This is a genomic window from Embleya sp. NBC_00896 (assembly GCF_045207785.1).
GTDB lineage: Bacteria > Actinomycetota > Actinomycetes > Streptomycetales > Streptomycetaceae > Embleya.
Genome location: NZ_CP108777.1, coordinates 2,288,405 through 2,301,589 on the forward strand (window position 1 = coordinate 2,288,405; position 13,185 = coordinate 2,301,589).

Sequence of the window (13,185 nt, forward strand, 5' to 3'; positions counted from 1 at the left end):
CGGCTAGGGAGAACTCGATGACGGAGATTGTGTTGGTGGGCGGGCCTTCCGGTCTTGGCCCGGTGTATCGCACGGAGGGCACGGACACGCCGGACAAGCTGCAAGTGGCTCACTACGGACAACACGTCCACTTCGAACGCACCCATGACGTCGAGGTGGTCGACGGCCGAGAACTCCCGGTCTATCGGTTCTCCTACAGCACGGCGATCGCCGAGTAGGCGGTTTCACGACGACCTCGGCTCGGTCGGCGGAGGGGGTGGGACACTGTTGCCCATCCGCGGCGGAACCGCGCCGACGACCGAGCGGGCGAGATCGCGCGAGCGCGGCCGATTCGCGTTCGCCCACGGTCGCCGATGCCGGGAGGACGCCGCCCGAGCCGCAGGCCGACACGGTGAAGGGCTCCGACCGCGAGCGCGATCGGAGCCCTTCACCGCCGAACGGGTCGCCGCAGTGGGCCTGGACGCGGGAGTCGTGTTCCGGGGCGGCGGACGCTCCCTGCCCGCCGGAACCACCGTTCATGGCGCGGGCGGGCGCCCGGGTCATCGTCGATGAGGTCTTCCTCGGCGGAGCGTCGTCTCAGCGGCGGTGGCAGAAGGCATTGGCCGGACTTCAGGTGTTGTGAGCTGCACACGCCCTCGCAGGACGACGCGGGACCCGCTCGCTCGGATCCCGGGCCCGGTGTCGACAACCGACTCGGCGTTCCGTCCCCAGGCGATGTCGTCGTCGATCGTCCACTCGACGCGATACTCGCCCGGCTCCGCCGCCGGATCCCCACACCAGCGCGCCGAGACGAGGCCGAGGGGGGTTTTGACGCGGGCGATGCGGGAGTTGCCGGCGAGTTCGGCAAGGCTCACGAGTTCGATCAGCACGGTTCGATCATGCGGCATCCGAAGCCACCGCGATCATCGACCGAACCGCTGCTCTTCGCCCTGAGCCCCGCGCGAGTGCCCCTGCGCCTGCTCGGGGCGCACCGCAGGCCTCGAACACCGCCCATGACGCGTGGAGACCCCAATCGTGGCCGTCGGTGCGCGCGGCGGAGCGCGGCTTCGGGTCAGGCGATGTCGAAGCGCCACCGGGTCTGGCTGTAGACGCCCTTGCCGAAGCCGAAGACGGTCGTCGGCGCGACGCGGTAGACCACGGCCCGGTTGCCGTCCTTGCCGTGGAAGGCTCCGTCGCGGACCTCGAAGTGCCAATCCGGCCCGTACTTGCCCTGGTAGGCGTCGGCCAGCCGGCCCAGCCGCAGGTGGTCCGTCAGCGGCAGCGCCGCACCCTCCACGACCAGGTCCAGGCCCTCGTGCAGGGCGTTGTCGCCGGTGGTCAGGACACAGTTCGGGTTGGCGGCGAGGTTGCGGGCCTTGCGCTCCTCGGCACCCGTGCAGAAGTGCAACGCGTGGTCGAACCAGACACCCAACAGCGGGGTGACGTGCGGCCGCCCCTCGGGCCGCACGGTACTCAGCCAGTACACCTGGGCGGTCGCGAGTCGTGTGACGGCCTCCGACCACGAGGTGGCGGCGGCAGCGGGGTCGCTGTAGCGGGCGTCGAGATCGGTACGGGGTTCGTTCTGCGACATCGGGGCGTCCTTCGGGTGTCGGTCGGCTGGGGCCTTGTACAGGAAGGACCGTCCATCGTCGGAAAACTCATCGGCGGAGTCCGCGAGTTCCCATGGGGCCGAGAGCGCTCAACGGCGTGAGGTGACGCTTCTTCGGTCGATGTGCGCTGCTGCTGCTCTGCTGCCCCTGGATGGACGAGCACGCTCCGGACATGGCCCGTGCCCCCCGGCCGCGCGGAACCGGGCGTGGCGACTCTCCCCGGCCGCCCCGTGATTCCTCGGACCGGGGACGTCCGGGTCGGCCTGCGCGGCCGACCCGGACGTCGTGGTCAGACGAGGTCGAACCGGTCGAGGTTCATCACCTTGTCCCACGCCGCGACGAAGTCGTTGACGAACTTCTCCTTCGCGTCATCGCTCGCGTAGACCTCCGCGAGCGCGCGCAGCTCGGAGTTCGAGCCGAAGAGGAGGTCGACACGGCTGCCGGTCCACTTGACCTCGCCCGTGGCGGCGTCGCGACCCTCGAAGGTGTTCGCGTCCTCGGACGTCGCCTTCCACGTCGTGCCCAGGTCGAGCAGGTTGACGAAGAAGTCGTTGGTCAACGACCCGGGGGTCGCGGTGAAGACACCGAGCGACGACTCCTGGTGGTTCGCGCCCAGGACGCGGAGGCCACCGACGAGGGCCGTCATCTCCGGGGCGCTCAGGGTCAGCAGGTTCGCCCGGTCGATCAGCAGGTACTCGGCCGGCAGCCGGTTGCCCTTCCCGAGGTAGTTGCGGAACCCGTCGGCGGTCGGCTCGAGCGCGGTGAACGACTCCACGTCGGTCTGCTCCTGCGACGCGTCCACGCGGCCCGGGGTGAAGGGGACCTCGACGCGGTAGCCGGCGTCCTTGGCGGCCTGCTCGACGGCGGCACCACCGGCGAGCACGATCAGGTCGGCGAACGAGATCTGCTTGCCGCCGGTCCGGGCGGCGTTGAAGGCTTCCTGGATCCCCTCCAGGGTGCGCAGCACCGTCGCCAGCTCGTCGGGGTCGTTGGCCTCCCACCCGCTCTGCGGCTGGAGGCGGATGCGCGCACCGTTGGCGCCGCCTCGCTTGTCGCTGCCGCGGAAGGACGAGGCCGACGCCCACGCGGCGGACACGAGCCGGGACGCCGACAGGCCCGAGGCGAGGACCTGGCTCTTGAGCGAGGCGATGTCCTCGGCGTCGACGAGCTCGTGCGTCACCGCGGGAAGGGGGTCCTGCCACAACAGCGTCTCGGCCGGGACCTCCGGGCCGAGGTAGCGCACGACCGGGCCCATGTCGCGGTGGGTCAGCTTGAACCACGCCCGGGCGAAGGCGTCCGCGAACGCGTCGGGGTTCTCCAGGAAACGTCGCGAGATCTGCTCGTAGGCCGGGTCGAACCGGAGCGAGAGGTCGGTCGTCAGCATCGTCGGCGCGTGGCTCTTCGACGGGTCGTGGGCGTCGGGGACGGTACCCGCACCGCCGCCGTCCTTCGGCTTCCACTGGTGCGCACCGGCGGGGCTCTTGCTCAGCTCCCACTCGTGACCGAACAGGATCTCGAGGAAGCTGTTGTCCCAGGTCACCGGAGTGTGCGTCCACGCACCCTCGAGACCGCTGGTGATCGCGTCGGCGCCCTTGCCGGTGCCGAAGGAGCTCCGCCAGCCGAGGCCCTGCTGTTCGAGCGGGGCAGCCTCGGGATCGGGGCCGATGTGGTCCGACGGGCCGGCGCCGTGCGTCTTGCCGAAGGTGTGGCCGCCCGCGATCAGGGCGACCGTCTCCTCGTCGTTCATCGCCATTCGGCGGAACGTCTCACGGATGTCGCGGGCCGCGGCGAGCGGGTCCGGGTTGCCGTTCGGGCCCTCCGGGTTGACGTAGATGAGGCCCATCTGGACCGCGCCGAGAGGGTTCTCCAGATCCCGGTCGCCGGTGTAGCGCTCGTCGCCGAGCCAGGTGGTCTCGGGGCCCCAGTAGACGTCCTCGTCCGGCTCCCAGACGTCCGCACGACCGCCGCCGAAGCCGAAGGTCTCGAAGCCCATCGACTCCAGGGCGACATTGCCGGCGAGGATCATCAGGTCGGCCCACGACAGACTCCGGCCGTACTTCTTCTTGACCGGCCACAGCAGGCGGCGGGCCTTGTCGAGGCTCGCGTTGTCCGGCCAGCTGTTGAGGGGGGCGAAGCGCTGCTGGCCGGCCCCGGCGCCGCCGCGGCCGTCGCTGATCCGGTAGGTGCCCGCGCTGTGCCACGCCATCCGGATCATGAACGGGCCGTAGTTGCCGTAGTCGGCCGGCCACCAGTCCTGCGAAGTCGTCAGGACCTCGGCGATGTCCTGCTTCACGGTCGGGAGGTCGAGGGTCTTGAACGCCTCGGCGTAGTCGAAATCCTCGCCGAGGGGGTTGGCCACGGCGGGGTTCTTGGCAAGGATTTTCAGGTTGAGCCGCTCCGGCCACCACTGGCGGTTTCCGCCGCCCTGAGTCGGGTGCGGGGCGCGCGCCACGGGGCACCCACCCCCGCCCTCCGTCTTCGCGTCTACGACGATTGCATCATGGTTCTCAGACATGGGATTCCTTCCGGACCAGGCGGATCGCGGTGCTCGGAACTGTGGGCGGTGGAACGGTCGGGGCACAGGCCCCGACTGACGACCTCGGCCTCGTCGATCGAGAGCCCGTGGTCGTCGGACGCGGTCGGGCAGGACGCCTCGCCGACCGCGCGGTCGACGTCGGCGACGACACGGCGCGTTCCTCGAACCGGGCCGAGCCGCCGGCCGGGTCGATGCGGCGTACGAATCGCGCCGCCATGTGCGCGTCGAGGGCGTCGAGCGCGTCGAGGGCCGCACACACGATGTGAAGGGAGACATGGTCCACGCGATCGCGCACCCCGGTGGCGATCGCCTCGACGTCGAGGTGGTCGCCATCTCGGACGGTCTCGAGCGGCGCGACATTGGTGGCCGTCACCGGCGCTCCGGCACCGCGCGGCTCCCCGGCGGTGGTCCTGTCACGTCTCTGTCTCCCGCCTTATGGAGTCTTCCTACCCCTTGGCTAGCGTCGGAACCGATCCTACGATGGACAGAGTCCAAGTCAAGATGCGCGCCAAACCCATATCCAACCGGAACCCGGACGTCCACCGGTAAACTTCGGGCACCCCACCGAACCTGAATAGGTGAACCGATATGAGTGACCTGCTGGAGCGACTGCGGGAGCGCGGCTGGCGGATGACCTCCCAGCGGCGTGTCGTTGCGGAGGTCCTCGACGGCGACCACGTGCATCTCACGGCCGACGAGGTGCACGCCCGCGCGGTACAGCGGCTGCCCGAGATCTCCCGGGCGACCGTCTACAACGCCCTGGGCGAGCTGGTCTCCCTCGGCGAGGTCATCGAGGTCTCCACCGACGGCCGCGCCAAGCGCTACGACCCCAACGCACACCACCCGCACCAGCACCTGGTGTGCTCCGAGTGCGGCACCATCCGCGATGTCCACCCGACCGGCAATCCGCTGGCCGACCTCCCGGCGGACGAACGGTTCGGCTTCACGGTCTCCGACGTCGAGGTCACCTACCGCGGGCTGTGCCCATCCTGCGCGTAGGCAACGCCCGCCCTGTTCAGGAGGGCGGCGCTGCGCGGCGAGTCGCGGTCGCTCGAACGGCGAACGGCCCTGTGACAACGCGAAGTTGACATCGGCACTCTTGTTTCGGACGGTCGACGCAACATGACGCGCACCGCGCCGACCCACCGTTCACCACCGCATGGTCGACTCCCCGAGACACCGGCGGAGCCGACAGGCGCCGTGGGGACCGACTCGTAGTCCGTGCACCCGAGTTCGCCATCAGGGATCGGGTGGTGCTTCGCACGGAAGTACCTGGCAGACCGCGAGTCGGGAGCGCTATGCTCCCCGCGATGACCACTCATTCTGTTCTCGGATTGGGGGTCCCATCCGCGCAAGGTGAGTGCTGATGCTCACTCGAACCGCGAATAGGGATTCCCGCCTTTCCTTCTGGCCGCGCGTGCGTGAGTTCGCCGTGCCGCCGTCCATGATCGAGACTGCCACCGCCCGCCGTTGTGCCGGGGATTGGGCAGGGGCGTGCGCCGCCGCACGCATCGATGTCGATCTCAATCTGCGTTCCATGGCGCGCACCCATGGCCGGGATCTCGCAGCCCGGGTCCGGGGCGATCTCCGCCACTTGGCGCCTGACCTGTTGCGCTGGCACATGCCGAGGATCGCTCCCGACGGGCTGCTGCGGCCGGGTCTGACCATCGCTCTGGCCCGGTACGACACCGAGGGGCGTGACGGCGAACGCCCGGTGCACCTCGTGGCCCGGACCGCGCCGGCTTGGGCGGATGCCGGCCAGCGGATCAGCCTCGCGCTGTGGGACGGATCCGACCGCGGGGCGGGCGACGCGCATCGTCCATACCCTCATCCCCATCCCCACCGGCGGTTCCGCCTCGACCTGCATCGCCACCTGTGGGACGCGCGCAGAACCGATGAACTGCGGATCCGGTCCGGGGTCGATCCGCTGCCCGCCGACGGCCGTCCTGTGATCAACCCGGAATTGCCGGGGATGGTGCCGGAGGGACGCCGCTGTGCCGTCGACCGGTGGGCGGCCGAGGCGAGCATTCTGCTCCAGGCCGAGGGGCGGCCCACCGGTACCGTCGACGTGCGGCTCGGGGGGCGACATCGGCTGGCCCTGGACCTGGTCGCGGACCGGGACGGCCTCGGGCCACCCGTACTGCGGATCACCGCGGCGTCCGCCGACGGCGGCGCCTCCGCGCTGCCGGTCCTGCCCGACGCGGCGACCTGGGTGCTGCCCGACCTGGAACTGATCCGCACCGGTGCGATCGAGGTCGATCGGCTGCACCCGCTGGTCGCCTCGGCACTGGTACCGGATCATTCGCCGGCCGGTTCGGCCCGGGTTTCGGACCGGGAAGGCCAACCGCGTCTGGTGGAGTGCCGGGGAGCTCGGCACCGGATCGGCCTGGTCAACGGGGTACTGGCACCGCTGGACCACGACCCGGCCGAGATCCGCCGGGAGGAACTGCTGGCCGCACTGTCCGGTACTCCGCTTCCCTGCCTGCAGGCGATCGATGAGGCGCACCGTCAACCGGACTGCCTCGTCGGCGTCCGAGAACGCCTGGACCACGGCGACATCGCCGGTGCGCTGGCCGTCGTAGAGGGCCTGCTGGGCCCCGACGCACTGCTGCGCGGCGGCGCTCTACGGGACGAACTCGAGGCGGCCGCGCTGCGGCGGATCACCTACGGCCTGTTCAGGGCCGGCCTGGTCGGGTCGGAACCCACCCGGATCCACCCGAATCGGCGCCGTTCCCGTGACCGCCGCTCCCGCCCGCGTCACGCGCTCTTCAGCTGACCCGGGGACATCCGTCCCCGCACCCGCTCGCCCCACCACGAACCCAAAGGTGATCGAACATGCCCACATACACCCCGCTTGCCCCAACCGAAGCCCCAACCGAAGCCCCAACCGACGCCCCCTCCGCACCGGCCGACGCATCCCAGCTCGACGTTGCCGGCGAGTTGCTGGCCCTGCTGCGCGACGCCACCACCGAACCACGCGCCGACACGCAACTGGAGGCCTTGACCCTGGCTGTGGCCGCCGACCTGCCCGTACTCCTGTGGGGTGAGCCGGGGATCGGCAAGACCGCAGCCCTGACACAGCTTGCCGCGGCCCTGGATCTTCCGCTGACCACAGTGATCGCCAGCGTGCACGAGCCGTCCGACTTCTCGGGGCTGCCCATAGTCGGAGACGATCCCGCGGAACACGGTGTCCCGATGGCCCCGCCGGATTGGGCGGTGCGACTGGTACGGGCCGGCCAAGGGCTGCTGTTCCTGGACGAACTGTCCACCGCGCCGCCGGCCGTTCAAGCCGCCCTGCTTCGCCTCGTGCTCGAGCGGCGGATCGGCGCCCTGCAACTGCCCCCCGGGGTCCGGATCGTGGCCGCCGCCAATCCGCGATCCTCGGCGGCCGACGGCTGGGAGCTGAGCCCGCCACTGGCCAACCGATTCGTCCATCTTCAGTGGACGCATGACCACGAGGTCGTGGTACGAGGCCTCGGTGGGACATGGCCGCTGGCAACGCTGCCACGGCTCGACCCGCAGGGACTGTCGGAGGCCGTGGCCTTCGCCCGCCGTGCGGTGTGCGGGCTCCTCTCCGCCCGCCCCGCGCTCGTGCACCGGCTGCCGAGCAACGAAACTCGCCGGGGCGGCCCCTGGCCGTCACCGCGAAGCTGGGAGATGGCACTGTGCCTGACCGCCTTCGCGACCGCGGCCGGCTCCTCCCGGGAAGTACTCTCCCTGCTGGTCAGGGGCACCGTGGGGGACGGACCGGGGCTGGAGCTGCTGGCGAGCCTGGATCGGATGGACCTCCCCGACCCGGAGACGCTTCTCGCCGACCCGACGGGTGCCGTCCTGCCCGAGCGCGGAGACCTGCGCCAAGCCGTGCTCGACGGTGTCGTGGACGCGGTCCGCAACCGCCCGGAGAAGTCCCGATGGGACGCGGCATGGGCGCTTCTGGTCCGGGCGATGGAGACCGGAGCCCCGGACCTGGTGGTCGTCCCCGCGACCACCCTCGCCACGCTGCGCCACGAGGACTGGGACGTACCGGCATCGATCGAGCGGCTCGCCGGAGCGGTGTCCCTGTCCCGGCGAGCAGACCGCGCGGCGGCCCGGGCCGCGGTCGTTGCGGAGGTCGGCCGATGATCCCGGACGCACCCGGGACCCTCGACCTCGACAAGCTCTTCGCCGCCCGACTGCACGCCGCCCGGGTCCGGCCCTACTTGGCGACGGCGCTGTTCGCCCTGCACACAGTGGAGTCGCGGCGGGTTCCGACCATGGCCGTCGACCGTCACTGGCGGTGCTACGTCTCGCCGGTGTTCGTGGATCGCACACCGGTGGAGGAACTCGCCGGGGTATGGGTGCACGAGGTGTCGCACCTGCTGCGCGACCATCACGGACGCAGCGACCGGGTCGCGCGGGAGCGCGGGCTGACCGGCCCGGGGGAGCGGCTTCGGATGAACATCGCCGCGGACTGCGAGATCAACGACGACGTGTTCGGCGACGGGTTGGTCCGGCCCGAAGGCGCCGTCGAGCCGCGGTCCTTGGGTCTGGACGACGGGGAGCTCATGGAGGACTACCTGCGCCGGTTCCGGCTCGGGCGCCATACGCAGAGCCTGGTTTGGCTGGACTGCGGCAGCGGCGCCGACGGACTGGAACGGGAATGGGAGCTGGGACCCGACGGCGCGCACGGCCTCAGCGCGCAGGAACGGGACGCGGTCCGGTTCCGGGTGGCGCAGGGCATCGCCGCCCGCCCGGGGGACGCCCCGAAGGGGTGGCAGCGATGGGCGCAGGAGGCGTTCCACCCGCCGCAGCCGTGGCGGGAGTTGCTCGGAGCGGCGGTCCGCTCGGCAACCTCCGGCGCCGGCGCGGGCGAGGACTACACCTACGCCCGGCCGTCGCGACGTTCGGCCGGGGTGCCCCGCGCTGTTTTGCCGAGCCTGCGGCGTAGGCCGCCTCGGGTTGCCGTGATCATCGACACCTCCGGGTCGGTCAGCGACGCCGAACTGGGCGGCGCGCTCCTCGAGGTGGCCGCGATCTCCCGCGCCGTGGGCGGCCGTCGCGACCTGATCAGCGTGCTGCCATGCGACGCCGCGGCCCAGATCGTGCACCCGCTGTGCCGTGCCGAGGGAATTCCGCTGGTGGGCGGTGGGGGCACGGACCTACGCGCGGGTTTTGCCAGGGCGCTCCGAGCCCAGCCCCGACCGGACGTCATCGTGGTGCTGACCGACGGCCAGACACCCTGGCCGTCCACGCGACCACCGTGCCGCACGGTGGTGGGTCTCTTCCCCCGGCAGTGGGCAGCCCAGTCGTGGGACGAGAACGATCCCGACTACGTCCCGGACGCACCGCCCGAGTGGGCCCGAGTCGTCGTCATCGGCGACCCGACTTCCACGAATCGTTGAGCCCTGTCAGGACGGCGCGGACGAATCCCTCCCGAACCCAAGTCGCCGTCCAGCGGCCACGGGCGATCGTTTTCGGTCTGTTGCATGGATCGCGTCAGGCTCTGGTCAGGCAGAAGGGATGCCCGGCCGGGTCGGTGAAGATTCGCCATCTGTGTCCGCCCGGTTGGTGTTCCGGCTTGGTCGCGCCCAACTTCAATAGCAGGGCCTCGGCCTCGTCGAGGTCGTCGACCGCGAAGTCGAGGTGGATTTGTTGTGGCACGGTTTGGGCGGGCCAGCGCGGGGGCTGGTAGTCGTCGACCCGTTGGAAGCCGATGAAGAGTCCGTCCTCGCGGGTGAGGCCGGCGAAGTCACTGTCGGATGTGGGGTGAAGCTCGAATCCGGTGGCCCGCCGATAGAACGCGGCCAGCGCCTCGGGATCGGCGCAGTCGAGTGTGATCGCCGTCAGCTTCATCTGTGGGGGCATGGCAACTCCGTGACAGCCATCATGCTGCGGGTTCGAACTCGTGTGGCGTCACACCGTAGTGATCAACTCCACGCCTCGCGAGCTGATTTACGTCAACGTCGAGCCGCAGCAAAGAGTGACACCCCCACCCCCACGCAAGGCGCGACGGAGCATCATCGGCCGGTTTGAGCGTGGTGGTCGGTCGTCGTCGAGTGCGAACGGTCCGTCGCCCCGGAGGGGTGCTTATGGGGGCGGCGGACCGTTCGGTACACACCACCGGACCTGGTTGGGGGGCAAGTCTCCGGCGGTACAGGGGAATGTAGTCGCCCGCACCGACAACGGCCTCGGGCCCGCTCCCCGTTCACCCGACCGCATACCGCATCACCTTCTTGTGCGTACCAGCGGGTGCGGCGCCGGCGGCCCGGTGACGTCGGGTCAGGTGGTGGTGAACAGGCCGCGTCCGGCCTTGGCGGCGCGTCCGGCCTTGATCAGGCCCTCGGCGGAGGTGCGCACGCTTTCCAGGCGGCTCTTGGTGGGGTTCTCGCCGAGGGCTTCGGTGAGTTGGCGGGCGTTCATGGGTTGGCCGGTGGCGGCGAGGAGTGTGGCGATCTCGTCGCGCAGCCGGGTGCGAACCGGGCGCGGTTTGGCAGGTACGGGGGCGGTGGTCACGACCCGGGTCGCCTTCCTCGCGGGCGCGGATGTCGCCTGGGCTCGGGCGGCCCGCTTGCGCGTCGCGGCCTTGGGCGGGCGTGTCCCGCCGCCGGTGGATTCGGAACGCTCGGCCCGGTCGGGGACCTTGCTGTCGCCAGGGACCGTGTCCGCCGGCGTCGCCGGTACGACCTCCTGGCGCGGGCGGGGCACGAGGGGGCGGATCAGGGCCAGGTGCGCGACCGCGTTGCGGCGGGCTTCGAGTTGCCGTTCCACCTCGGCGAGTTCCGTCTCCAATTCCTCGCGGCGCACGGCCAGTTCCTCGGCCTCGCGCTCCAGTGCCACACGCAGTTGCTCAACCGACGACGCCATCCGACGACTCCTTCGCTCGACGTACCCGTGGGCGGGACGGTCCCCGCCCGGGATGCGCACATGATCACCCGTCGCGGTACGCCGCGTGTACGAAAGGCCCCTTTTCGTGGACATCCGGATCCTTCGATCTACCATCGAGAACGCCGGGCCACGGACCGGCCGCCCGCCACCGGATTGGACACCGGCGTCCACCGGCCGCCCCGAACCGCTTCCCCGGAAACGCCCCGGTCCTCGACCCGCGTGAAGCGCGAGCATCGGGACGAACGCGACTGCGGCCGCCTACTCCGACACGACGTCGTCGGCTGAGGGCCTACCGAGGAGGCCAACCCGAAGGACGTCTCGATGACGCCTGTGCTCGGCAATACCCCTCGTCCCCAGCGTGGGTACACACGGTTGGATCTCCGACCACCATCTCTCCGGCAACGGAGCCCGCGACATGTGCGCGGACTGGTAGAACGGCCGGTCGGCCACACCGAAGCGGAACGCCTCGTATCCGCCGAGCTCGAACTCCCGACCGGTGTGCACGTCTCGGGTGACCTGGAGAAGATCAGGTTGTGGCTTCGGCCCCGGTGTCTTCCGGCAGGAGAGCCAGGAGTTGCTTCGTGTGGCCGGGCAGTTCCACTTCCGCGAGGCCGGTGATGAGGTCCCTCAGCGGCACGGGCTGATCGACCAGCATCATGTCGTTGGACAGGAGCAGGGTGGGCACCGGTGTGTCGAGTTCGGCCTCGCTCAGCATCGGTCCGCCGAGTGCGCACAGGGCGTCTCCTTGGAGACGGATGCGGTCCCGGAGCCCCTTGTTGCCGCCGGCGAGCGCGGTGACGCGGTCGATGGTCCAGGTGTCGAGCGCGACGCGGTTGTCGTACGTCGCGATTGCTCCCGTGGCGACCGAGGAGACGGTTGCGATGGTGGTGGCGTTGACGATCGCGACGTGCGCGAGGATCTGGTCGGCGTTCCACTCGCCGGCCGGCGGGACGGGGCTCGTGTCGCCGGAGTCGGCCACTGTGGCAGCGGCGTCCAGCAGTGCTCGGTAGGCGTCCCGAAGCGAGGCGGTGTCCATCGTGTCTTCCTCTTTCTGCGGTCGTGCGCGGGTGAGGCGAGGTGATGCGGGGTGAAGCGAGGTGATGCGGGGTCATGCGGGGTGAAGCGCGGTGAATACGGGACGGGCTGCGGCGGCTGCCGGCTCAGTCGTGCGCGGGGGACATCTCCCATGGTGCTTGCGGGAGGGTCTCACCGGTTTCCAGCAGCGACTTGAGGTTCGCCAGCACCGCCGGCCATCCACGCGAGATGCCGCCGAGCATCTCCAGGTTGGCCAGGTTCTCGTGGGTCACGGTGAGTCGGACGATGTCGTGGTGCGGTTCGACGAGGAAGGTGACGACCGACGGTTCCCTCGGCGATTCGGCGTCGGGGGCGTCCTCGAAGGTGATGACCAGGCGCGTCGGGGGCTCGGCCTCGATCACCCGACCGACGACATCGACGGCGCCTGATCCGTCGACGCGTCGGTGCTCCCACTTCGAGCCGGGCTGCCAGTCCGAAACGTTGGCGTGTCCCCAGTAGCGCGCCGTCAGGTCCGCGTCCGTCAGGGCTTGCCACACCTGCTCCGCGCCGGCGCGGATGTAGGTGACGTAGACGTAGGTCGGCACGGGTGTGGGTCCGTTGGTGTCGGTCATGGCGTACTCCTCTGCCTGGTTTCGGATGGCACTGATCGCTTGGAGGCGGGGCTTGTCGAACCCCGAGATCCAGCGCTCGTCTATCTCGTGGATCGGCACCGGGTTGAGGTAGTGAAGTCGTTCCCGTCCGCGCCGAACGACGGTCACGAGGTTGGCCCGCTCGAGAATGTCGAGGTGCTGTGTCGCCGACTGGCGCGCCATGTCCAGGCGTTCGCAGAGCTCGCGCAGCGTCTGCCCGTTGTGCTCGTGCAGACGGTCGAGCAGGAGTCGTCGGGTGGGGTCGGCCAGTGCTTTGAAAACCGAGTCCATCGCTCTCGCTTCGAGGCTCACCCTTCAATTATGCAGGTAATCACCTGCCTAATGTCAACGACGAGTCACCTTCACCCGATCCCTTCCGTGAGTGGTGGATGCGGACCGCGCCCCGCCGGAGTGTGTTAGTAAAGAGTTAGTAAAGAAGTCTCACCCTCCTCTGCCTCTGTAGTCACTTGCGCCTCTAGTGTCCGGACGCCCGGCCCGAACTCCCGCCACCGCTGCGACCCGACGGTTGGTG

General features: G+C 70.1%; 11 protein-coding genes and 2 pseudogenes. 6 read left to right on the forward strand and 7 right to left on the reverse strand.

Translation table 11 applies throughout. From position 1 onward, the window contains the following. Window positions 1–17: 17 nt before the first annotated feature. Entirely contained in the window at window positions 18–218 is a 201-nt protein-coding gene (locus OG928_RS43555) for a DUF5988 family protein (RefSeq protein WP_331767568.1), read from the forward strand. Between the two features lie 299 nt (window positions 219–517). Then, window positions 518–619: pseudogene (locus OG928_RS43560) on the forward strand (chloramphenicol phosphotransferase); the annotation flags it as partial. Window positions 620–1,051: 432 nt separating this feature from the next. On the opposite strand, the gene OG928_RS43565 reads toward OG928_RS43560, so the two are convergent. The 3 genes and pseudogenes from OG928_RS43565 to OG928_RS43575 all read right to left on the reverse strand — a co-directional run bounded on the left by OG928_RS43565 (window position 1,052) and on the right by OG928_RS43575 (window position 4,498). Further along, window positions 1,052–1,570, reverse strand: coding sequence for a pyridoxamine 5'-phosphate oxidase family protein (locus OG928_RS43565; protein ID WP_331767569.1), 519 nt, complete (start codon window positions 1,568–1,570; stop codon window positions 1,052–1,054). 308 nt (window positions 1,571–1,878) lie between these two features. After that, window positions 1,879–4,104, reverse strand: a complete 2,226-nt coding sequence (katG, locus tag OG928_RS43570; RefSeq protein ID WP_331767570.1) for a catalase/peroxidase HPI — start codon at window positions 4,102–4,104, stop codon at window positions 1,879–1,881. Then, window positions 4,074–4,498 (reverse strand): annotated as a pseudogene (locus tag OG928_RS43575) (transcriptional repressor). The gene katG and the pseudogene OG928_RS43575 overlap by 31 nt, the downstream one beginning before the upstream one ends. Before the next feature lie 215 nt (window positions 4,499–4,713). Between OG928_RS43575 and OG928_RS43580 the strand changes: the two are divergent. From OG928_RS43580 to OG928_RS43595, 4 genes are all read left to right on the forward strand, one after another. Next, the gene (locus tag OG928_RS43580) at window positions 4,714–5,124 is read left to right on the forward strand and encodes a Fur family transcriptional regulator (RefSeq protein WP_331767571.1); all 411 of its coding nucleotides are present in this window, start codon (window positions 4,714–4,716) and stop codon (window positions 5,122–5,124) included. A 367-nt stretch (window positions 5,125–5,491) separates the two neighbouring features. Then, on the forward strand, window positions 5,492–6,901 hold the full coding sequence (locus OG928_RS43585; protein WP_331767572.1) for a hypothetical protein: 1,410 nt from the start codon (window positions 5,492–5,494) through the stop codon (window positions 6,899–6,901). A gap of 59 nt (window positions 6,902–6,960) precedes the next feature. Then, on the forward strand, window positions 6,961–8,247 hold the full coding sequence (locus OG928_RS43590; protein WP_331767573.1) for an AAA family ATPase: 1,287 nt from the start codon (window positions 6,961–6,963) through the stop codon (window positions 8,245–8,247). Continuing rightward, window positions 8,244–9,506, forward strand: coding sequence for a DUF2201 family putative metallopeptidase (locus tag OG928_RS43595; protein WP_331767574.1), 1,263 nt, complete (start codon window positions 8,244–8,246; stop codon window positions 9,504–9,506). Before OG928_RS43590 ends, OG928_RS43595 begins: the two co-directional genes overlap by 4 nt. Before the next feature lie 94 nt (window positions 9,507–9,600). Here OG928_RS43595 and OG928_RS43600 read toward each other — a convergent pair whose 3' ends face one another. From OG928_RS43600 to OG928_RS43615, 4 genes are all read right to left on the reverse strand, one after another. Continuing rightward, on the reverse strand, window positions 9,601–9,969 hold the full coding sequence (locus OG928_RS43600) for a VOC family protein (protein ID WP_331767575.1): 369 nt from the start codon (window positions 9,967–9,969) through the stop codon (window positions 9,601–9,603). Between the two features lie 414 nt (window positions 9,970–10,383). Next, the gene (locus OG928_RS43605) at window positions 10,384–10,968 is read right to left on the reverse strand and encodes a hypothetical protein (protein ID WP_331767576.1); all 585 of its coding nucleotides are present in this window, start codon (window positions 10,966–10,968) and stop codon (window positions 10,384–10,386) included. Window positions 10,969–11,515: 547 nt separating this feature from the next. Further along, complete coding sequence (locus tag OG928_RS43610; RefSeq protein ID WP_331767577.1) at window positions 11,516–12,025, reverse strand: hypothetical protein; 510 nt, start codon at window positions 12,023–12,025, stop codon at window positions 11,516–11,518. A gap of 124 nt (window positions 12,026–12,149) precedes the next feature. Continuing rightward, window positions 12,150–12,944 (reverse strand): metalloregulator ArsR/SmtB family transcription factor, encoded by a 795-nt coding sequence (locus OG928_RS43615; RefSeq protein ID WP_331767578.1) that lies wholly within the window; start codon window positions 12,942–12,944, stop codon window positions 12,150–12,152. Between the last annotated feature and the right edge of the window lie 241 nt (window positions 12,945–13,185).

Coding starts and splice junctions, on each gene's coding strand:
- OG928_RS43595 (WP_331767574.1), top strand. CDS start 8,244: ATGATCCCGGACGCACCCGGGACCCTCGACCTCGACAAGCTCTTCGCC.
- OG928_RS43590 (WP_331767573.1), top strand. CDS start 6,961: ATGCCCACATACACCCCGCTTGCCCCAACCGAAGCCCCAACCGAAGCC.
- OG928_RS43585 (WP_331767572.1), top strand. CDS start 5,492: ATGCTCACTCGAACCGCGAATAGGGATTCCCGCCTTTCCTTCTGGCCG.
- OG928_RS43610 (WP_331767577.1), bottom strand. CDS start 12,025: ATGGACACCGCCTCGCTTCGGGACGCCTACCGAGCACTGCTGGACGCC.
- katG (WP_331767570.1), bottom strand. CDS start 4,104: ATGTCTGAGAACCATGATGCAATCGTCGTAGACGCGAAGACGGAGGGC.
- OG928_RS43600 (WP_331767575.1), bottom strand. CDS start 9,969: ATGCCCCCACAGATGAAGCTGACGGCGATCACACTCGACTGCGCCGAT.
- OG928_RS43565 (WP_331767569.1), bottom strand. CDS start 1,570: ATGTCGCAGAACGAACCCCGTACCGATCTCGACGCCCGCTACAGCGAC.
- OG928_RS43605 (WP_331767576.1), bottom strand. CDS start 10,968: ATGGCGTCGTCGGTTGAGCAACTGCGTGTGGCACTGGAGCGCGAGGCC.
- OG928_RS43580 (WP_331767571.1), top strand. CDS start 4,714: ATGAGTGACCTGCTGGAGCGACTGCGGGAGCGCGGCTGGCGGATGACC.
- OG928_RS43615 (WP_331767578.1), bottom strand. CDS start 12,944: ATGGACTCGGTTTTCAAAGCACTGGCCGACCCCACCCGACGACTCCTG.
- OG928_RS43555 (WP_331767568.1), top strand. CDS start 18: ATGACGGAGATTGTGTTGGTGGGCGGGCCTTCCGGTCTTGGCCCGGTG.